Source organism: Halomonas sp. NPDC076908, assembly GCF_050269715.1.
Taxonomy (GTDB): domain Bacteria; phylum Pseudomonadota; class Gammaproteobacteria; order Pseudomonadales; family Halomonadaceae; genus Vreelandella.
The window spans coordinates 1-20,198 of sequence record NZ_JBNNIW010000023.1; the positions used below are offsets into that span (position 1 = coordinate 1).

At 52.8% G+C, this 20,198-nt stretch carries 21 protein-coding genes; 11 read left to right on the forward strand and 10 right to left on the reverse strand.

Annotated features, from left to right (window positions below):
• The first annotated feature begins 205 nt into the window (after positions 1-205).
• Entirely contained in the window at positions 206-439 is a 234-nt protein-coding gene (locus ACQKE4_RS13615; RefSeq protein WP_427388922.1) for a hypothetical protein, read from the forward strand.
• 45 nt (positions 440-484) lie between these two features.
• Here ACQKE4_RS13615 and nadS read toward each other — a convergent pair whose 3' ends face one another.
• Entirely contained in the window at positions 485-769 is a 285-nt protein-coding gene (gene nadS / locus ACQKE4_RS13620) for a NadS family protein (RefSeq protein ID WP_427388923.1), read from the reverse strand.
• Positions 766-1,104, reverse strand: coding sequence for a type II toxin-antitoxin system RelE/ParE family toxin (locus tag ACQKE4_RS13625; RefSeq protein ID WP_427388925.1), 339 nt, complete (start codon positions 1,102-1,104; stop codon positions 766-768). The genes nadS and ACQKE4_RS13625 overlap by 4 nt, the downstream gene beginning before the upstream one ends.
• Positions 1,105-1,368: 264 nt before the next feature.
• Between ACQKE4_RS13625 and ACQKE4_RS13630 the strand changes: the two genes are divergently transcribed.
• From ACQKE4_RS13630 to ACQKE4_RS13640, 3 genes are all read left to right on the forward strand, one after another.
• Complete coding sequence (locus tag ACQKE4_RS13630; RefSeq protein WP_427388927.1) at positions 1,369-1,611, forward strand: FitA-like ribbon-helix-helix domain-containing protein; 243 nt, start codon at positions 1,369-1,371, stop codon at positions 1,609-1,611.
• Positions 1,608-2,030: a type II toxin-antitoxin system VapC family toxin gene (locus ACQKE4_RS13635; protein ID WP_427388928.1), complete on the forward strand. Its 423-nt coding sequence runs from the start codon at positions 1,608-1,610 to the stop codon at positions 2,028-2,030. The genes ACQKE4_RS13630 and ACQKE4_RS13635 overlap by 4 nt, the downstream gene beginning before the upstream one ends.
• Positions 2,031-2,431: 401 nt before the next feature.
• Positions 2,432-4,429: a TonB-dependent siderophore receptor gene (locus ACQKE4_RS13640; RefSeq protein WP_427389006.1), complete on the forward strand. Its 1,998-nt coding sequence runs from the start codon at positions 2,432-2,434 to the stop codon at positions 4,427-4,429.
• A 116-nt stretch (positions 4,430-4,545) separates the two neighbouring features.
• Here the strand turns inward: ACQKE4_RS13640 and ACQKE4_RS13645 are convergent, their stop codons facing one another.
• The 3 genes from ACQKE4_RS13645 to ACQKE4_RS13655 are packed head-to-tail and all read right to left on the reverse strand — an operon-like array spanning position 4,546 to position 6,127.
• The gene (locus tag ACQKE4_RS13645) at positions 4,546-4,881 is read right to left on the reverse strand and encodes an AzlD domain-containing protein (RefSeq protein ID WP_427388929.1); all 336 of its coding nucleotides are present in this window, start codon (positions 4,879-4,881) and stop codon (positions 4,546-4,548) included.
• Complete coding sequence (locus ACQKE4_RS13650) at positions 4,878-5,600, reverse strand: AzlC family ABC transporter permease (RefSeq protein WP_427388930.1); 723 nt, start codon at positions 5,598-5,600, stop codon at positions 4,878-4,880. Before ACQKE4_RS13650 ends, ACQKE4_RS13645 begins: the two co-directional genes overlap by 4 nt.
• Positions 5,597-6,127, reverse strand: coding sequence for a helix-turn-helix domain-containing protein (locus ACQKE4_RS13655; RefSeq protein WP_427388932.1), 531 nt, complete (start codon positions 6,125-6,127; stop codon positions 5,597-5,599). The genes ACQKE4_RS13650 and ACQKE4_RS13655 overlap by 4 nt, the downstream gene beginning before the upstream one ends.
• Before the next feature lie 155 nt (positions 6,128-6,282).
• Here ACQKE4_RS13655 and ACQKE4_RS13660 point away from each other — a divergent pair, with 155 nt between their 5' ends.
• The gene (locus ACQKE4_RS13660; protein ID WP_427388933.1) at positions 6,283-7,587 is read left to right on the forward strand and encodes an MFS transporter; all 1,305 of its coding nucleotides are present in this window, start codon (positions 6,283-6,285) and stop codon (positions 7,585-7,587) included.
• Positions 7,588-7,751: 164 nt separating this feature from the next.
• Positions 7,752-8,081, forward strand: coding sequence for a hypothetical protein (locus ACQKE4_RS13665; protein ID WP_427388934.1), 330 nt, complete (start codon positions 7,752-7,754; stop codon positions 8,079-8,081).
• Positions 8,082-8,180: 99 nt separating this feature from the next.
• On the opposite strand, the gene ACQKE4_RS13670 is transcribed toward ACQKE4_RS13665, so the two are convergent.
• Together ACQKE4_RS13670 and ACQKE4_RS13675 are read right to left on the reverse strand one after the other, a co-directional pair.
• On the reverse strand, positions 8,181-8,501 hold the full coding sequence (locus ACQKE4_RS13670; RefSeq protein WP_427388936.1) for a hypothetical protein: 321 nt from the start codon (positions 8,499-8,501) through the stop codon (positions 8,181-8,183).
• A gap of 139 nt (positions 8,502-8,640) precedes the next feature.
• Positions 8,641-9,264, reverse strand: coding sequence for a CDP-alcohol phosphatidyltransferase family protein (locus tag ACQKE4_RS13675; RefSeq protein WP_427388937.1), 624 nt, complete (start codon positions 9,262-9,264; stop codon positions 8,641-8,643).
• 291 nt (positions 9,265-9,555) lie between these two features.
• Between ACQKE4_RS13675 and ACQKE4_RS13680 the strand changes: the two genes are divergently transcribed.
• The 5 genes from ACQKE4_RS13680 to ACQKE4_RS13700 all read left to right on the forward strand — a co-directional run bounded on the left by ACQKE4_RS13680 (position 9,556) and on the right by ACQKE4_RS13700 (position 16,833).
• Positions 9,556-11,187 (forward strand): DASS family sodium-coupled anion symporter, encoded by a 1,632-nt coding sequence (locus tag ACQKE4_RS13680; protein ID WP_427389007.1) that lies wholly within the window; start codon positions 9,556-9,558, stop codon positions 11,185-11,187.
• Between the two features lie 138 nt (positions 11,188-11,325).
• The gene (locus ACQKE4_RS13685; protein ID WP_427388938.1) at positions 11,326-12,471 is read left to right on the forward strand and encodes an exonuclease SbcCD subunit D; all 1,146 of its coding nucleotides are present in this window, start codon (positions 11,326-11,328) and stop codon (positions 12,469-12,471) included.
• Complete coding sequence (locus ACQKE4_RS13690; protein ID WP_427388939.1) at positions 12,468-15,533, forward strand: AAA family ATPase; 3,066 nt, start codon at positions 12,468-12,470, stop codon at positions 15,531-15,533. The genes ACQKE4_RS13685 and ACQKE4_RS13690 overlap by 4 nt, the downstream gene beginning before the upstream one ends.
• An 89-nt stretch (positions 15,534-15,622) precedes the next feature.
• Positions 15,623-16,354: a tellurite resistance TerB family protein gene (locus ACQKE4_RS13695; protein WP_427388940.1), complete on the forward strand. Its 732-nt coding sequence runs from the start codon at positions 15,623-15,625 to the stop codon at positions 16,352-16,354.
• On the forward strand, positions 16,354-16,833 hold the full coding sequence (locus ACQKE4_RS13700; protein WP_427388942.1) for a phosphatidylglycerophosphatase A family protein: 480 nt from the start codon (positions 16,354-16,356) through the stop codon (positions 16,831-16,833). The genes ACQKE4_RS13695 and ACQKE4_RS13700 overlap by 1 nt, the downstream gene beginning before the upstream one ends.
• A 93-nt stretch (positions 16,834-16,926) precedes the next feature.
• On the opposite strand, the gene ACQKE4_RS13705 is transcribed toward ACQKE4_RS13700, so the two are convergent.
• The 3 genes from ACQKE4_RS13705 to ACQKE4_RS13715 all read right to left on the reverse strand — a co-directional run bounded on the left by ACQKE4_RS13705 (position 16,927) and on the right by ACQKE4_RS13715 (position 20,154).
• Positions 16,927-18,309: an NAD-dependent succinate-semialdehyde dehydrogenase gene (locus ACQKE4_RS13705; RefSeq protein ID WP_427388943.1), complete on the reverse strand. Its 1,383-nt coding sequence runs from the start codon at positions 18,307-18,309 to the stop codon at positions 16,927-16,929.
• 196 nt (positions 18,310-18,505) lie between these two features.
• Positions 18,506-19,174, reverse strand: a complete 669-nt coding sequence (msrA, locus tag ACQKE4_RS13710; RefSeq protein WP_427388944.1) for a peptide-methionine (S)-S-oxide reductase MsrA — start codon at positions 19,172-19,174, stop codon at positions 18,506-18,508.
• Positions 19,175-19,251: 77 nt separating this feature from the next.
• On the reverse strand, positions 19,252-20,154 hold the full coding sequence (locus ACQKE4_RS13715) for a LysR family transcriptional regulator (protein ID WP_427388945.1): 903 nt from the start codon (positions 20,152-20,154) through the stop codon (positions 19,252-19,254).
• Positions 20,155-20,198 lie beyond the last annotated feature (44 nt).

Sequence of the window (20,198 nt, forward strand, 5' to 3'; positions counted from 1 at the left end):
GACCGCTCAGCGTACAAAACTCTCTCCAGCGTGAAGGCCGTGTGCAAATCGATCACGATCACCGGAATGACCGGTCACGTTCGCCGGAATACGCAATGATTTCGCTGCACTGGGTGGTTATGACCAAGTTGGCCGTGTGCTTCGGCAATTAGAAGGGCAGGGACGATTATTACGAATTGGAAAGGGGCTATACGCTAAAGCGCGTATGAACCGTATCACTGGTAAACCAATGATTGCTGCGCCCGGTGGCTTTGATCAGGCTGCCAAAGAGGCGTTGAACCGCCTAGGGGTACAGTGGGAGCCAGCCAGTGCAGAAAAAGCTTATCAGGCGGGCCGCACACAAATTCCGGCGCGGGTAGTGGTCAAAGTAAAAGGCCGATTTAATCGGCAGATTGCCTACGGCAAACACCGCTTGAGTATCGAACGATATTCTTCATGAATATTAACTAGATATTGACACTGCATTCGTACTGCAAAAAAAGCGCTAATGCGAAGCAAGTTCGTTGAAAAAAGCAGGGTTGTCCTGAATCGTTGCCAATACCTTAGCGGCTAGCCCTGTAGGGTTACGGCGCTTGGTTTCCCAGCTTTTGATGGTGTCAACACTGGTCCCCATAGCTTTAGCAAACTCCGCCTGAGAGACGTGAAGATTGGCCCGTATAGCCCTCACATCGGCCACTTCATGGCGTGTGATGCGGCTGGCCTGCGCTTTACCTTGTTTGATCTCAACGGCTTCCTGCAGTGAAGATTGCAGTTCGTCAAAAATGCTCATTTGGAAACCTCCCCCTTTAATTGGTGGGTCATTGTTTTCAGTGCGGCCTTTTCAGCGGGCGTTAAACTGTCTTTCACGCTCTTGGGGTAGGCCAGTATCAGATAGATTCTCTCTGCCGTTGCCAAAAAGTAAATAACCCTGGCACCGCCGCTTTTGCCCTGGTTGCCCAACGCCATGCGTATTTTGCGCAGTCCTCCCGTGCCCTGAATCTGGTCACCTTTATCGGGTTGAGCAATCAGGGTGCGCTGCAACTCCTTTAATTCGTCGTCTGTTGCAATGATCTGAATCTGGCGGGTGAACGTCGGGGTTTCGATAAATTCAATCGCATGACTCACGTTAGGGCACTTCCTTTAGCCAGTGCGTATTTTAGTGTACATAGTACATTTTGGGTTATCAATTATCGACTCTGCATAATGTTAAAAATCGCATAACTCTTTTCTTCAGCTGCCAATCCCAATAGCTTAAAACTTGGCGCGTATATCTATCTGTCGATGAACGAACCTAAAAAAGGCATCGTGCCTAACGATAAGCGTCTTTATGTCCTAGACTGTCATTATGATATCATTGCTATCAATGCATGCGCGCGCTTGGAGGCTAAGATGGCATCAATAACGATCCGCAATTTGAACGAACAATTGAAGGCTCAGCTTCGTATTGAGGCCGCAAAGAATGGTCATTCAATGGAAGAGGAGGTTCGCATCATCCTGAAAAAAGCTCTGAGCCAATCTCAAAAAGGGGGGCTGGGAAGTCGTATACAGCAGCGATTCGCTGAGGCGGAAGGCATTGAATTGGAAATTCCACCTAGGTTTGATAGCCCTCGTGATCCAGGATTCGGTGCATGATTGTCCTTGATACTAACGTGCTATCTGAGCTGATGCGCCCTGTGCCAGATGCTCAAGTTGTAGGCTGGCTGGATAGTCAGGATGCTATGTCCGTAACAATATCTGCCATTACAGTCGCTGAAATTCTCTATGGAATTGAGCGTCTGCCCGACGGGAGCCGCAAACGTGGTTTCGCAGCTATGGCGTCGGCAATGTTCGAGGAAGATTTCTCTGGCCGTATACTGCCGTTCGATAGCGAGGCTGCGGTTCATTATGCAGAACAGGTCGCTGCCAGTGAGAGTGAAGGAAGGCTGGTCCACATGGCCGATGCTCAAATAGCGGCTATCTGTATCCGGCATGAAGCGGTATTAGCGACACGCAATATTAAGGATTTTTCGACGTTGAATGTCGAGACAATCAACCCGTGGGAAATTAGCTGATATCTATATGCAATAGTAGTGGCCGTCTCTATTTCATAATGATGTTTGATTGCGCTGTTCCTAATGTGCAATCAATCAGCGTCAGGACATGAAACTGCGCCATTAACTACGCCACCAAATCTACGCCATCAAATATGGTTAGAAACGTGCCAGATGAGGTGCGCCGCGCCTAGTGTATTGGCAGCGCACCATAACCGAACTGCTGGCGGGCGTAGCAATGCTGTTATTGCCTCAACGTGCTTGTTGTGAGTGTAAATAAAAATCCGTATCATTTGTATTACTATAACGATACTTCTCCTCTTACCCGTTGAGACCTCCTCATGTTCCGTACGTCCATGCCGTTTACCGTCGCGCCGTTGGTTGTAGCGGTTCGCCGCTCATTGGTGGTGTCGCTAGGTGGAATGCTTAGCGTTGTGCCATTAGCCGTTCTCGCTCAAGAAGCGCCTACTTCCAATGAAACCGTTGTGGTTACCGCCACGGCACTGAAAGTAGACACACCGCTGGTGGAAACACCGCGCCCCGTTTCAAGCGTTGACCGGGAAGAGTTGGAGACCCGCAACGTTCAGCAGTTGGATGAAACGTTCCGCTATCGTGCAGGCGTGTTAGCGGGCCATTACGGCAGTGATAACAACACGGATTGGTTTAAGGTGCGGGGGTTTGATCAGGCGACTTACCAAGATGGTTTGCGCATCTACCGCGAAGGCTTTTATCAATGGTTGCCTGAGCCGTATGGGTTGGAGCGTGTTGATGTCTTTAAAGGGCCTTCATCGATTCTTTACGGCGAGGCGCCTCCTGGTGGGTTAATCAACGCGGTTAGTAAACGTCCTACAGAGACGCCCCAGGGTGAGGTGAATTTGCAGCTTGGCAATCGTAACCATCGCCAAGTGGGAATTGACACCAGCGGGCCGCTGGGTGAATCAGACGATGTGCGCTACCGTTTGGTGGGAATGTATAAAGAGCGCGATGGTGATTTAAACGCGACGGATAACGAGCGCTACTACTTTGCGCCCAGTCTGGCGGTAGATTTTAGCGAAGACACGACCGTTACTTTTTTAGCCAGTATCCAAAAAGATGATGGCGTGCCTGTTAACGGTTTTAAGTTGCCCTACGGCACGATTGAGAATACTCCTTTTGGTCGCGTGGACCCCCAAACAAACTTGAGTGAGCCGGGCTATGACCAGGATTCACGCACCCAGTGGGGAATCGGTTACGAACTTCAGCATGCCATCAACGATACGTGGGCGTTTGAGCAAGATCTACGTTATAGCGAACTCGATCTAGACTTACGCAGTACCTATGCGCTCTCTATGGTGGATGACCGTCGTGCCTCGCGGGGGCATGTTTACCGCGATGGTAGTATCGATAGCTGGACAGTGGATAACCGCGTAGTGGGAACGTGGTATACCGACCGCACAGAGAATACATTGCTGCTAGGCGTTGATTATCAAAACCTTGGTTTGAGCGGGCGTGAGGCGGATGACTACGCGTTTGGCGATCCTATCGATATTTTTAACCCTACCTACGGTAACTTTACGCCGATTTCAGCTGATGACCTGCTAACACGTGAAATAGATAAAGAGCAGACAGGTCTTTATGCCCAGAACCAGCTGCGCTTAGACGACCGTTGGGTGTTATTAGGTGGGGTTCGTTATGACCAAGCGGAAACCGAGAACCGTGATCTAACCGCAGGTACTACCCAGCGCTCAGATGATGATCAAGTCTCTTGGTCCGGTGGTGCAATGTATCTGGGTGAGAACGGTATTAACCCTTACATTAGCTACACCGAGTCGTTTGACCCCGTGGGCCGCGTTGATAGCAGCGGTGAACTGTATGAGCCTCGCGAAGGTCGCCAGTGGGAAGTGGGTGTGAAGGTCGCGCCGTTTAACTGGGATGGTTATGTGACAGCGGCGGTCTTCGACCTGCAAGAGAGCAACACCCTGGTGAATTCACCGGCGGGCTTTCAGGTCCAAGAGGGCGAGCGCACTTCACAAGGCTTTGAATTGGAAGGCGTAGGTTATGTGACGAATGATCTGAGAGTGACCGCTGCCTACACCTATAACGATTCGCGCTTAGAAGATGATCGGCGCGCGAGCCTGATCCCGCGCCATCAGGCCTCTACCTGGTTAGATTACGCGGTGACCGGCGGTGCGCTTAATGGCCTTAAATTAGGCGGTGGGGTGCGTTATGTGGGTAGCAGTGTTGACGCTGACAACAGCAGTGTTGACGTCGATAGCTACACGCTGGTTGATGCCATGGTGGGCTATGAGTTTGCCGATGGCTGGGAAGCTCAGGTTAACGTTAATAACCTTACCGACAAAGAATACGTCGCAAGCTGTGAGTACTGGTGTTACTACGGTGAATCGCGCAGCGTGATTGGCAGTGTGACATATAAGTGGTGATCCGTTTTTACTGAAACGCCCGGCTATAAAAGCCGGGCGTTTATATATATGGGGAGTGCTTTAGCAGCTTCGTATTTAAACGGCAAACTATGGTTGGGCAATTGCTCTTCTCTTGCCTACAACAAAGCCACGCTTACTTGTACTAGCCCGTACACCGCCACTCCCGCCGCCACTGGCCAGCCCAGTGACCGTAGCCGCCACCAAACCACTAGCGTGACGGATAATCCAATCGCGGTTGCGATCCAGGAAATAGCGCTTGGGTTAACCGGCATGATGGATACGCCCAGCACTGCGGCAATCATTAGCGGGCCGAGAATGCCCAGCCACTGGGGCATGTTATTGAGGCCGGTGTCGCTATTTAACCGGCGCTGCATCCATAAGAACGGCACTACCCGCATTAGCAGGGTGCCCAAGGCTGACGCCACCACGGCTAGCCAAAGTGCGGTGCTCATGAGTTATGCCTCCTCGCCTGGAACTTCACCATGTAGAAACAGATCGCGCCGCAGGCAGCGGCCAGCGGAATCGCCACATTGCTCCAGCCGTAAAGGGTGAAAAATAGCGCGGAAAAAATGGTGCAGCCTAACGCTAATGCCCAGCGTTTGTCAGTGAAGCGCGGCGCTACCATAGTAAGGAACAGGGCGGGCAGGGCGAAGGGCATTACCTCGCCTAACAGCGGCCAGCGTGCGGTTAACGTTTCTCCCGCTGTGGCACCTACCATCGTACCTATTATCCACACCCCCCAGGCAAGTAGCGATGCGCCCACAAACCAACCAAACCGTTCGTGGGCTGGCAACTGGGGTAGCCGTGTTAGCGCCAGGGCAAACACTTGATCGGTTAGGCCATGCATCAGCCAGGGCCAGTGCCGGCTGCGTGGTAGCAAAGAGGCTAAATTAGGTCCGTAGACCACATGGCGAACATTGATCAGCAGCGTCATCGCGACCACCAGCCAAAGCGGCGAACCAACGGCTATCATTCCGACAAACAAAAACTGCGAGGCTCCAGCGTAAATCAGTGCTGAAATTGCGGCAGCTTCCCACATGCTAAACCCAGCCTGAGACGCCACCACACCAAATGAGAGTGAGACCGGAATATAACCACCTAACAGCGGAATGGCTTCCCGCACGCCTTTGAGTGCTGAGCGAGTAGGGGAGAGGCTGGCAACTGAGTTCATGGTGTTTTGCCTTGTTCACCGTAGGTGATGGTCATTATCAGGGTGGCCTCTGCTGCCTGGGTGCGATAAAGGTGCGGCTGGTCGGCGGGGAAGGTCACGGTGTCTCCAGGCGAGAGCAACGTAATAGCCGCTTCTGGCCCCGCCTCTAACCTGCCGCTAATCAGCGTCAGTGATTCATGGGTGCCCGGTGTGTGGGCTTCGGCACGGCGCAGCGTGTGGGGAGCGCAACGCATCCAGTAGGCATCCACTTGGGGGTCGTCTTTGCCTTGATCAATTAAGCGTACCTGCACGCCATCTTCACCCAGTGGTACGGTAATCGGAGCGACCAGCGTGCCGAAAGGAACGTTAAGCTGCACCGCCAGTCGCCAAATAGTATCTAGCGTCGGGTTGCCGTTACCTTGCTCCAGTCGGCAAAGGTTGGATTTAGCAATACCCGCATCATTAGCCAGCTGTGAGAGTGACCAGCCCCGCGCTAAACGCAGTGACTGTAAATGCTGGCCTAATGTACTCAGTGAAAGCTTATCCATTACCTGCCATCCGGCTGTGTTGAAAACGTTTTTAATACGGCGACTTGCACACTATTGTTCTATATAAAGAACGTTAGCCTGTCAACGATTCTATTGATAGCTACGCTGGCACTTTTTATGCATTAACTTTAGGTAGACTGCTACGAGGAAGTGCAATGCATTCATTGGCAATGCTCCAGCCGGTTAAATCGATTCTAAGAAGTGTGGCGCTACTACTGCTTGGCAACGGCCTGCTCAACACGCTGCTGACGCTGCGCGGCACCATGGAAGGCTTTTCCAGTGCGATGCTCGGGTTAATTATGTCCGGCTATTTTGTTGGATTTATCTGTGGCACCTGGGTGAGCGGGCGGTTAATACGGCGCATGGGGCATATTCGTACTTTTGGGTTTTGCGCCTCTATCTGTTCTTCTGTGGCGCTTTTGCACCTTGTGTTTATCGACCCGTGGGTGTGGCTGCCTTTAAGAGTGGTCTATGGGCTATCGTTTATAACCTTAATTACCGTGATCGAAAGTTGGTTGAATAGCCAAGCCGCTGCCCATGAGCGGGGGCGTATTTTCGCCGTTTACATGGTGGTCAACTTGGGCGCGCTAGCACTGGCTCAACAGTTACTGAGGCTCTCATCACCAGAAGGGTTTTTGCTGTTTGTCGTGATCGCCATTTTAATTAGTTGGGCACTGCTACCCATCACGATGACCCGCCGGGTTCAGCCGAAAATCACTGAGCGGCCAAAAAGCAGCCTGCGAGCGCTGCTGGGATTTGCCCCGCTGGCGGTTGCCTCCGCCGCGTTATCAGGGCTGGCAATGGGCGCGTTCTGGTCGATGACGCCGATATACGCCACGCAACTGGGTTTTGATATTGGCGGTGTTGGGCTAGTGATGAGTGTGGCGATTATTGGCGGTGCGTTGCTGCAGATTCCCATTGGTCGCTTTTCAGATAAACATGACCGGCCCAGGGTGATGACCTGGGTAGTGCTATTAGCGGCGTTAATAGCGGCGGGTATGCCGTTTGCCCCTAGCCATGAAGTGCTGCTGGGACTCTACTTTATCTGGGGCGGTTTAGCGTTTTCGCTCTATCCACTCGCGGTAGCCCAGCTAATTGACCAGCTTCACCCGGATGAAATTGTTTCCGGCTCAGCGGATATGCTCGTTATGCATGGCGCGGGCTGTGCTGTGGCGCCAATTGCAGCAGGGTCACTGATGACCGCCATAGGAAGCCACGGCCTGCCAATTTATATTGCCTGTGTGTTTAGTCTACTGGGCATTTACGCCATTTATCGCCGCCGCCATGTAACGGATTTAGTGACACACACTGCCCATTTCGAGCCAATGGTACAAAGTAGTGCAGAAGCATTGGAAATGATCTTCGATGATGCGCAACCGGATCTGTTTGATGATCCCAGTTTTTATGAAGAGCATGAACGGCAGCGGTTAAGAGAGGTTCTGTCCCCACCCAACATCTAAAATAATTTGTGTATAGCTAGCCCTAGGTACTATGCCCCGCCGAGGTGACGGGCTATATTTTGATTAACTATTGAGTCGTTAATCGCGCTATATCAGAGTGGTGGCGCTACTTCTCCTAACGGTTAAAACGCTTCCCAAAAAAAGAATGAAAAAGGAAATTTCCAATGCGTATCAGAACGTTGTTGGTTGCACTTGTGGCGCTGTGTGCTTCCTCTCTGGCAATGGCCGCTGACTACTATGTCGATATTACTAACCGTACGGGGTACACCATCTTCTATATGTATGTGAGTCCAGGGAACTCAAAAAGCTGGGAGGAAGATGTATTAGGCAGTGATGTACTGATGAATGGCGATACGCAGCGGGTTACCTTAACGGGGTATACCAATCCCTACTTCGATATCCGCCTAGTCGATGAGGATGACGATAGTTACACCTTTTGGAATGTCGACGTATCCACCCAAGACATTATCGTCACACTGGATCACTTGGATTAACCTGCCTTTTGGTCAATAAAATACCCCTGCCGCGTAAGCAGGCAGGGGTAGAGTTGGCTAAGCGGTGGTCATTTAACCTAGCTCTAAGCGACTAACTAATTAGGCGGCGACAACGTTAAGCGTTGTTGAGGCGCTCTTCTTAGGCTTGCGCGGAACGGAGCCGTTATCTATAAGAAGTTCTGGAAGCGCGTGAATTTCAGCGAAGCCTTGCTGTGTTAAGGCAATGACCTCGGGGGAAGAGCCCCATTTCAGCAGCATTTCATCGAGCATGTGTTCGGCTTGTTCGGCCTTACCCCAGCGGTTAAGTAGCTGGGCAATGGCGTAATCACACTCAGGAGTGTCGAACAGCTCGTCCTTGATATCTTGAATGGCGATTTGAAGACCTGCCTGGGAAAGGTCGGTTTGTGTTTCGCTATGCATGTCACGGCTCCGTGTGAATGCGATTCTTAATGGTGGCTTACGTATAAACCACCTACTTATGTGTTGTACGTGTCTTGTACGAAAATGAGCTTAATATAGCCGTGAGTGAGAAGCAAATGTGAATAAAATACCAATACCTCTATTGGCTGCCCTGTCGACGCAGTGTCCAGTAGCCTCCCCAGAGGCGTGTTGCCGTGGTGATGAGGCAGGCCACCGCGAAAAAAAGCGCTAGGGTTGGAAAGGCGGATGGGAACAGGCAAAAAACTACCAGCGCAATGACGGTTTCGGTACCCTCGGTTAATCCTTCTAAATAGTAGAACGCTTTATTGGGAAAGTGAGGACGCTCTATCGCCTGCTTTTTGGCAGCAATGGCAAAGGCTAGAAACGACGTTCCGGTGCCGATAAAGGCAAATAGTAATAAGACGGCGGCGAGCGCGTTCTGGGCAGGATTGGCCAGGGCAAAGCCCACTACCACCGCTGCGTAAAAAACAAAATCCAGTCCAATATCGAGAAACCCACCTGCCTCACTTGTACTGCCACTTAAACGGGCTAACGCACCATCTAAGCCATCTCCAAGCCGGTTGAGCACAATGACCAGCAACGCGAATCCATACTGCTCCCAGGCCAACAGCGGTAGGGCTGTCATGCCAACAAGAAAAGCACTCAGCGTCACTTGATCTGGGGTGATGTGGCGTTTATGCAATTGCCGCGCTATATGTTTTAAGGGAGGGTGCGTTAGTGGCATTGTCCAGCGGTCAAGCACTCAGTTCTCCTTCATCTACTTATAGAATATTTAGCTAATAATAGCGCCAACTTACGTCAGTTAAGATTTTCACATCACTGTTAGAAAATGCTAATAATTAAAACTAAAGTTGTTAGACTTTGGTGGTAATTTTGAGCAAATCGCTGGACTAATTGCCTATTGCAGTTAATAAAGGGCGCCAATCGAGGCCAGCTCTACATGCAGATTAGCTCAACTGCCAAGTTGCTGAACCTCAATATTACCGACCATATGAGCATAAGAGACGTTAACTGTATGCATAAAACCGCCCTGATGACGGCATGGGATCAGTTGTGGCATTCCCACTACCAAGCCAAAAAATTATTGATGTGTGCGCTTCCCACTGGCGGCGCTGCGCAAGCAGCGGCATCCAGTGCGAAGCGTGAGCCTGGCTATCAGCCTAAGCCGCCTGCCTACACCACTCCGCAGAAGGTAGGTTTACTGCTCGGGCCATTGCTGTTTGCTTTTGTTGTGCTGTTTTTTCACCCTGAAGATTTAAGTTTTGAAGGGCGTATGGTGTTGGCAACCACCTTATGGGTAGCCGTGTGGTGGATTACCGAAGCTATTCCTATTCCCGCGACCTCATTGCTGCCGATTGTGCTGCTGCCGATCACCGGGGCATTGGATGGTAATACGGTAACCGCGGCTTATGGCAACCCGATTATTTTCCTGTTCCTGGGCGGCTTTATGATCGCTTTAGCCATGGAAAAATGGGATTTGCACAAGCGCATCGCGCTATCGATTATCGCCGTGCTGGGTACCAGTATTAACAGCATCGTGTTCGGCTTTATGGCTGCTACCGGCTTTCTGTCGATGTGGGTGTCCAATACGGCGGCGGTGATGATGATGCTGCCCATTGCTACGGCGATTGTCTATCAAGTGACCCAAGAGCTTAATAAAACCGAAGGCGACCACAGCTCTGAAATCGATAAGTTCAGTAAAGCGCTGATTTTTGGCGTTGGTTATGGCGGTACTATTGGTGGCTTGGGCACGCTGATTGGCACCCCCCCCAACATTATTCTCGCGGCAATCGTGAATGAGCTGTTTGGGTTTGAGATCTCCTTTGCCGGTTGGTTAATGTTTGCTTTTCCTGTCGTGGTGGTACTGTTAGTTATCACCTGGCTACTGCTAACACGGGTATTCTTTTCTATTAAATTTAATAATTTACCCGGCGGCCGGGAAATGATTAATAAAGAGAAGGATGCGTTAGGAAAAACCAGTTTTGAAGAGAAGGCGGTGCTAGCCGTTTTCCTGTTTGCGGCCTTTATGTGGATCACCCGATCATTCTTGTGGCAGGGCCAGATCATCAATATTCCTGGCATCAATGACACCATGATTGCGATTGTCGCCGCACTGCTACTGTTTTTGATTCCCTCTAAAAACAAAGGTGGTTGCCTACTGGGCTGGGATGTCGCCAAAGACGTTCCGTGGGGAATTCTCTTGCTGTTCGGGGGTGGTTTGGCGATTGCTGCAGGCTTCGGTTCTTCCGGCCTGGCGGAGTGGATTGGTGGGCAAATGGGCGTGCTGGAAGGCATGAACTTCCTATTAGTGATTCTGCTGGCAACCGGCATGGTGCTGTTCCTGACTGAGATCACGTCTAACACCGCGACTGCGACCATGATCCTGCCGGTACTGGCCTCGTTAGCCCTAGCATTAAATATCCACCCCTTTGCACTGATGGTGCCTGCAGCTATGGCCGCCAACTGCGCCTTTATGCTGCCGGTAGGAACGCCGCCAAACGCGATTATTTTCGCAACCGGGAAGCTTAAAATCATTGAAATGGTGCGCACCGGTTTCTGGATCAACATCATTGCTATGCTGCTGATTACCGCAGCGGTTTATTTCCTATTACCACTGATGTGGAACGTGGATTTAACCAATTACCCGGATGCTTTCCGCCGTTAATATAATGCGGGATAAAGCCATCTAGTCGTTAGAGCCTCGCCCTTGGGCGGGGCTTTTTTGTGGATAAAGAGAGTTTTATGAGTAGATAAAGTATTGGGTTGTTATGATGCCGCTACATCATTTGTTGTTGAGTTTGTTATGCGTCTACTTCACACCGCGGATTGGCACCTGGGTCGGCTATTTCATAACCTTTCACTGCTTGATGATCAGCGTCATGTGCTTAACCAGCTTATTGAGATCATCGATCGGGAAAAAGTGGATGCCGTACTCATTGCGGGCGATATCTATGACCGCTCGGTGCCACCTTCGGCGGCGGTAACGCTGCTGGATGAAGTGCTCCACGCACTTTGCGAGGAGCGCAAGCTGCCGGTGATTATGATCTCCGGTAATCATGACGGCGCTGAGCGGCTGCGCTTCGGCGCGCGCCATTTGCGCCAGGCCGGGCTGCATATTCTTTCGGATTTAGCTGAATTTGCGACCCCGGTCACACTCTCTATTAACGGTGTTGAAGTAGATATATTCGGCATCCCCTACGCCGACCCTGAGCATGTACGCAGCCAGTTTAACGTTGAGGTGCGCGACTTTGACGGTGCCCATCGCTATTTGGTTGAGCGCATCATTGAGCAGCGCCACCCAACACGCCCTTGCATCCTGATGAGCCACTGCTTTGTGGATGGCGGCAGCGCCTCCGACTCAGAGCGCCCGCTAACGCTGGGCGGTGCCGAAAGCGTGGCGTGGCAGCCCATGCAACGCTTTGATTACGTGGCGCTTGGTCACTTGCATGGCCCCCAGTATCGTGGAGGTGAGTATATTCGCTACAGTGGCTCGCTGCTTAAATACAGCTTCTCGGAAGCCACTCAGCGCAAAGGCATCACGCTGGTTGATATCGACGCGAGCGGTGTTAAGCACATAGAGCAGATCCCACTGATCCCAAACCGTGAAGTCCGTGTGTTGGAGGGTGAGATAGCTGCCCTGATTGCCCAGGGAGAAACAGACCCCAGCGCCGATGATTATCTGCTGGTGCGGCTCACCGATCGCCACGCCATTCTCGATCCCATGGGCAAACTGCGCGAGGTATACCCCAACGTGCTGCATCTGGAGAAACCCGGCATGCTAGATGCTCGTGGTACTCAGCAGCTTGACCGTGAACGGCTGCGCTTTGATGCCCTGGATATGTTTAGCGACTTCTTCAATCAAACCAGCGGAGAAGCCATGAGCGAAGAGCAGGCGAGCGCCATGGCGGCATTAATAAACCAGCTACAGCGTGATGAGGTTCAAGGATGACGCCGTTAACGCTCACCCTGCAGGCGTTTGGGCCTTTTGCTGGCAGTGAAACGATTGATTTCACCGCGTTGGGTAGAAGCCCGCTGTTTCTAATTAACGGCCCCACCGGGGCGGGTAAAAGCTCGATTCTTGATGCGCTCTGCTTTGCTCTGTACGGCCAAACAACGGGTAATGAGCGCGACCCTAGCCAGATGCGCTGCGATCAGGCCGACGCTTCACTGTTAACGGAAGTGACGCTGGATTTTCGCCTGCGCGGCACCGACTACCGGGTTCGCCGCGTGCCACAGCAAGAACGCCCCAAAGCCCGCGGTGAAGGCACCACCACCCATAATGCTGAAGCCCAGCTTTGGCGCTTAAAAGCAGGTGGTGATGTTGAAACCTGCCTGGTCGCGCGCAAGGTTAACGACGCCACCGCGGAACTGCAAACCCTGATAGGACTGGATGCCAACCAGTTTCGCCAAGTCATGGTGCTGCCCCAGGGCAAGTTTCGTGAGCTATTGCTGGCAGGCTCTAAAGAGCGTGAAGTGATTTTCTCCCAGCTGTTTCAAACACAAATCTTTCAACGTATTGAAGAGCAACTACGTACTCAAGCGAATCAAATTGAACGGGCGGTGAACGATCATCGCCAGCATATCAGCGGCATTCTCGCTGGTGGTGAGCTGGAGAGTGAAGCCGCATTAGTGCAGGAGTTAGAGGCGCTGGTACCTCAGGTTAGCCATGCACGGCAACAGTTTGACATCGCTCAGCAGCAGCGTCGCAAGGCCGAAATGCAGCGTGATGAGGCCCTGGCGCTTCAGCGTCAATTTGAGGCGCGAGATACGCTCGCGGCGGATAAAGCCCGTCATTTTGAGCAGCATGCTCACATCGAGAGCATTAAGGCGCGTTTAGCTCAATGTGACCAAGCAGTGACGCTGCAGCCTTACAGTACCGCCTTGACCCAAGCGCAGCAGGCGCTGACTACCGCACAAGCTGAGCGGCGTCAGGCGCAAACCGCGTTAACGGCCCAGCGCACCGAGGCTGAGCAAGCGCAGCAGGCCCTCACGACGGCTCGTCAGCGCCAAGCAGCGCTCCCTGAAATGCGCGAACGCCATCGCCAATTGGGCGAGTTTATTCACAAAAGCCAGCAGTTGAGCGAGTTGCAAGGGCGTTTTCAAACGGCGCGGTCCGCTTGGCAGCAAGCTGATGATGCGCTCAAGCGCGATGAAGCTCAATTGGACAGCATACGCCAACAAGGTGAAGCGATAGGCGTTACTCTTGAGCGTTTGCAGGCAGCGCTTCAGCAGCTCGCCAGCGCTCCTGCTGAGCTAAGCCATCACAACAGCCTGCTGACCCAGCGCCAGGAGCTGGATGATCTCGCCCGGCAAGGGCGTGAGTTAACCACTCAACAGCAGCAAGCAACGGAGGCACTCAACCGCCAGCAACGCGAAGTAGAACGCGCGGAACGCCACGCCACTGAGCAGGAAATGCGTTGGCACCAGGGGCAGGCCGCACTGTTAGCGCTTACTCTTGCACAGGATGCGCCTTGCCCGGTGTGTGGCAGCCTGGAGCATCCAGCCCCAGCGGTTAATAGTGCCGATGTGGTCAGCCAGGCGCAGGTTGAAGAAGCCAGATCGACCCAAGAGCAGGCTCGCCACGCACGCCAGAGCGCCGAACGTCATCACCATCAGCTCGCGCAGCAGATTCACTACAACGAAGAGCAGGCCCAGCGGCTTACCCAACAGCTGGGCGAGTGGGCTAGCCAACCGCCGGCAGAGCTGCAAAAAGCCTGCGAAGTCTTGCGCCACCAAGTGCAGCGCCGAGAAAGCGTTGAGGCTGAGATCAGCCAACAAACTACCGCGCGCGATGGGCTGCGACGCGAGTGGGGCACACTGGATAAACAGCTCAAAGCTCAAAGGCCAGCGGTAGAAAAAGCCAAAGAGGAAGCGTTGCGCTTTGAGAGTCAGCGTGATCACTTGAGTCAATCGCTACCAGAAAATGCACGTGATGCTGAAGCAATGCATCAAACCATTGCCGAGCTTGAGCGCCAGATTACGCTCGTTGAGAACGCTTGTGAGAGTGCGCAGCAGGCGTTTTCGAAGGCTCAAACTCAATTGGCGAGGGTGGAAGAGCTACTGCGCGGCGCTGACGAGCGCGTTAAGCGAAGCGAGCAGATGCTCCAACAGGCACAATCCGAGTGGCAGGGGGCGTTGCAACAAAGCCCCTTCAGCGATATGGCCGCGTTTCAGGCAGCTCAGTTGGATGACGCTCAGCGGCAAGCGCTTACCCAGCAAGTAGAAACCTTCCAGCGCCGCTTAGCCGAGCTGGAAGGTGCACTTCAGAATTATCAAACCCAGCTTGCAGAAAAAACGCCGCCGGATCTCGCCGCGCTCACTAGCCTAACCGAAGCGGCTCAAGCGCAAGAGCATGCTCAGCTAGAAGCATGGCGAGCGCTGGATGAGCGCTCCAATATCCTGGCCAGTATTCATCAGAAGCTTACTAAAGCGCATGAGGCCCAGGCGGAACTGGAGGCTCAGTATCGAGTGTGGGGAACATTGAGCGAGGTCGCCAATGGCCGTACCGGACACCGTATTAGCCTGCAGCGCTTTGTGCTGGGTGTGCTGCTTGATGATGTATTAATTCAAGCCTCTGAGCGGCTAGTGCGTATGAGCCGTGGGCGCTATCAGTTGGTGCGTCGGGAAGATCCTTCTAAGGGCAACAGAGCTTCTGGATTAGAGCTTGATGTGGCCGACACCTACACCGGTAAAAACCGCTCGGTGGCAACCCTTTCTGGCGGTGAATCGTTTATGGCGGCACTCTCTCTGGCGCTAGGACTTTCAGATGTCGTGCAGGCTTATGCTGGCGGGATTACACTCGATACGCTATTCATCGATGAGGGCTTTGGCAGCCTTGATCAAGATGCGTTAGACCAAGCCATTGCCATGCTCAGTGAGCTACAAATGGGCGGACGCATGATTGGAGTGATTTCCCACGTTAGTGAACTCAAAGAGCAAATGCCTGTTCGTATCGACGTGCATGCGAGCCGCCAGGGTAGTTCGGTGAAGGTGAAAGGCGCACTGCTTTAATGCCTAGCGTTAATTCATGCTGCGTTCATAAAGCATGTTTTATAACGTCAAACGGGCCCTAAAGATAACAGCTACTTAGGAGTACAAGGATGAACGCAAGCAAAATTTTACAGCAGCTCATGCAGCAAGCCAGCGGTGGTCAGCAGGGTGGCAATAGCAGCGGTGTCGATGTTAAAGGCATGCTGAGCGGGCTCTCTAAGCAGCTGGGTGGCGCTACTCAAGGGGGTGGTACCACCGGCGGTTTTGATATGAAAAGCCTGCTGGGCGGTGGTGCCATGGGTATGTTGGTGGGGTCCAAGCGTGGCCGTAGCATGGGTAGCAAGGCATTAAAGTATGGCGCCATTGCCGGGGTAGGCATGCTGGCGTGGAAGGCGTGGCAAAGCTCTCAGGCGGCAAAAGAGGGTAGTGCAGGTAGTGCTCAAAGCGTCGCCGAAGGCGAGCGGGTAGAAGTGCTTTCCGGTGAGTACCAAGAGCGCCGCAGTCTTGAGCTGCTGCAAGCGATGATTATGGCCGCCCGGGCTGATGGCCATATTGATGAGCAAGAGCAGGCGCTGATCACCGAGCAGATTGATGCGCTTGGTGCTGATCAAGAAATGCATAACTGGGTAGCGCAGCAGCTTAAAGCGCCGTTAGATGCACAAGCCCTGGCCCGTGAAGCGGATTCTCCTCAGGCTGCGCGGGAAATGTACCTAATTAGTGTTGCCGTCACGGATGATCAAAACCCCATGGAGCGTGCATGGCTTGATCAGTTGGCAAGCGCCCTTAATTTGCCCAAAGAGATGACTTCAGAGCTTGAGCGTCAAGCGCAGCAGGCAGGTTAATGCTGGAAACGCTTAATTTCTGGGTAGCGATTGGGTTTGGCTTAGGGCTTTCGCCCATTGCACCGGGTACTTTTGGTTCATTGCTGGGTATACCGCTGGCGTGGTGGCTTTTGGGGCGGCCGCTTGGGCAGCAGGGTGCGATTCTCGCTGTACTAATAGCGTTGGCTATTCCGGTATGCCACTTCGCTTCGCTTCAGTTTGCGGGTGCCGACCATGGCAGTATCGTGGCCGATGAATATGTGGCCTTTCCGCTCGCTGTAATAGGGATAAAGGCCGCACGCCATCCGCTGGTAATGGCAATGGCCTTCGTTGTCTATCGCTTTTTTGATGCGTTAAAACCACCGCCGATTCATTTTACGGAGTATGTGCAGGGCGGCTTTGGTATTGTGTTAGACGACGTTATTGCTGCACTGGTGAGCTGGGTTGTCATTGTACTAGTGTTAAAACTGTGGCAGCACCGTACGTCTCAGCATGCCTGAACGCTATAACGTGTGATAAAAAAACGCCGTCAGCCTAATCGATAGGCTGACGGCGCTGTTTTTTTAACGCCTACGGTTTAGAGCGTTTATCACTCACTCTTGAACGACAATCACCGACTTAACGTTAACGAACTCAAGCATGCCAAAACCGCCATGCTCACGGCCGTAGCCAGAGTCTTTAACGCCGCCAAAGGGCATTTCTGGTGTCGCCACGCCAAAACCGTTGATAAACACCATGCCGGTATCGAAGTATTGGCTTGCAAGCTTTGTTGCGCGTTTAACGTCTTTAGAGATAATACCGCCGCCCAGGCCGTAACGGCTGTCGTTGGCAATGCGCATTGCGTCTTCGTCATCTTTAGCACGAATCAGCGCAGCGACGGGGCCAAACAGTTCGTCGTCATAGGCTGGCTGACCAGGTGTGACGTTATCCAACACGGTGACCGGGTAAAACGCGCCTTTACCTGATGGCTTCTCGCCGCCACACAGGATCTTCGCTCCTTTGCGCACGCTCTCTTCCACTTGATCGTGGAGGCCATCGCGTAGGTCAACGCGTGCCATTGGGCCAAGATCGCTGTCTTCGTTGGTGGGGTCGCCAGCTTTTAATGCTTGCATGCGTTTAACATAGCGCTGTTTAAACGTCTCGTAGTTTTTCTCGGTCACTACAAAGCGCTTAGCGGCAACGCAGGTTTGGCCTCCATTGAAGACGCGCCCTTGAACGCAGGTGTCGATAGCCACATCCATATTGGCATCATCAAGCACTAGGTAAGCATCGTTAGAGCCCAGCTCAAGAACGGTCTTTTTCAGGTTCTCAGCGGCTTTAGCGCCCACCTTGCGTCCTGCACCGTCGCTACCGGTTAGCGTTACACCACGCACGGCAGAGTGTTCGATGACTTCATCAGAAACGTCGTGTGAAATCACTAACGTACGGAATACATTTTTCGGAAGGCCAGCTTCACGATAGATTTTTTCTAGCAGTAAACCACTGCCTGTAACATTTTCTGCATGCTTAAGCAGTACGCCGTTACCGGCCATTATATTGGCAATCGAGTAGCGCACTACCTGATACGCAGGGAAGTTCCACGGCTGAATACCGTAGATCACACCCATCGGTGAGTAGGTGACAAAGCCGCGTTCGCCATTGCCAGGCTGGCGCTCTTCATCGGCCAGTTTTTTGGGGCCATGTTCAGCGGTGTAGTCACAGATACCGGTACATAGATCAACTTCCTGGCGGGCTTGAGAGGGTAGTTTCCCCATCTCTTTGACCATCAAGTCTGCAAGCTCTTCTTTGTGGTCCTGCAGCGCTTGGCCAATCGCTTTTACTGTTTTAGCACGGCTTTCCAAAGATTCAAGACGCCAATCGAGAAACGCCTCGTAGCAGTCATCCACGACCTGCTTGGCCTCTGCGCTGCTCATCAATGCGTAGGTTTCGAGGGTTTCACCATTGCTTGGGTTAATTGTCTTAATGCTGTTGCTCATAAGATCTCCTATCTTCAGATCAACGTTTTGGTCAAAACGCTCAGCTCCTGCGCGTTTAATCGACCGGTCTACTTCTAATGTTCAACCACCTTAGTACAAAAAGAGCGTCAATGCCTAGTTTATGCCTAATATAGGCGCTCACTTTCAGGCAGTAGTGTGATCAATCAGTTCCATTTATGAGCGCGAAAAGAGCGTTCTACTCAAATGTAGGACCCCCCGCTTCTTCTCCCCAAACTTCTTCTAAGCGGGCATCGCGACCACAGCTGTAGCGGTAGAACTTATAGCGTACCGGGTTCTTTTGATAATAATCCTGGTGGTACTCCTCGGCGGGCCAGAACGTGGTAGCCGGTACTATCTGGGTGGCGATTTCCCGGTCAAAACGAGCCTCCATTTCCACCTTGGACGCTTCAGCCAGTTCACGCTGTGCTTCATCGTGATAGAAAATCGCGGAACGGTATTGATCGCCTACGTCGCAGAACTGGCGGTCAACCGCAAAGGGGTCAATATTGCGCCAGAAAATCGCTAGTAATTGCTCATAGCTGATCTGTTCCGAGTCGTACACGACCTTTACTACCTCGGCGTGGCCAGTGTCGCCCCGGGCGATATCTTCATAGGTAGGGTTCTCAAGCTCGCCGCCAATGTAGCCAGAAATGGTGGCACTAACGCCTGGTTGGTTATCGTAAGGCGGCTCCATACACCAAAAGCAGCCACCGGCAAAGGTTGCTTCTGCATTGGTTTGCCCTTGAGGGGAGGGAGCTTGAGAGGAGTGGGCTTGAGAGGATTGGGCATCAAGCGACGCAGTGGCTAAACCCGCAGTGGCTACCGTGCAAAGCAAGAATGGACGCAAAAGCGTAAACCTTGTCATTAAAGAGCACTCCAGTGGCGGTGGCGAGGTATCGCATTTGAGTCTATTAGTCGCTTGGAACTCCACTTCTTTACACGCTAGCTCAGCCGATGAGGCCATACCTCGTCTAGCGTACTGAGCGCAGCGTTCACCGTCGATTCGGCGGCGCTATCGTGACGCCAAATAAAGCTTAGCGCGCAGGGCAACCGAATATTCTCCGCGACGGCTAGGCCACTCTCTTGGCGTTCGGTCATCGCCAGCGCGTCCCGAGCTAGACTTAAACCAACCCCTGCCCGCACTAAATCCAACATACAGGCTTCTTGGTCGACCTGGGCTACCCGGTTGGGTATCGCCCCGCTCGGCGCCATCGCCTGTTTGAGTAGACGATGGTGTGCTGAGTCTTGCGGGGTAACAATCCAGGGCAGTGCCGCCAACTGCTCCCAACGGGTATCAACCAAACGGCTTTCCCAGCCTGCCGGGGCAATGACGTGATAATCAAAATGCGTGAGCTCTCGCCAGGCAAGGGCATCTTGCCCTGGGCCTTCGCCAGGTGGTGCCAGGTAAAAACCAACGTCGAGGTGTCCCTGTGCAACGCGGCTTAACACGCTGCCGCTCATACCATGGTGTAGCTCTGTTTCTAATTGAGGCGCGCGTGCCATTAGGCGGCTTAGAAACGCGCCCAAACGCAGAAATTCAGGGTCGACAATGGTGCCAATCGCAAGCTTGCCACGCAGGGTGTTGTGCAGTGCTCCCGCGATTTGCTCAAACGCCTGCCCACTCGCCAAGGCTTTCTCGGCGGCAGGTAACAGCGTATGACCATCAGCCGTAAGAGCGAGGCCCTGGGGCCGTCGATTGAACAACGTAAGCCCTAAATTCGCCTGCAGCTGCTTCAACTTTAGGCTAATGGCAGGCTGTGTTAGGTGTAACTGCTCAGCGGCGCGTGACACGCTACCTGTTCTTGCAACGGCCACGAAGGCGCGCAGTGTGGCGTAGTCTTGCATAAAGGCCCTCAGCGCAGTGCAGTCAAAGTGGCAGTGATATTAGC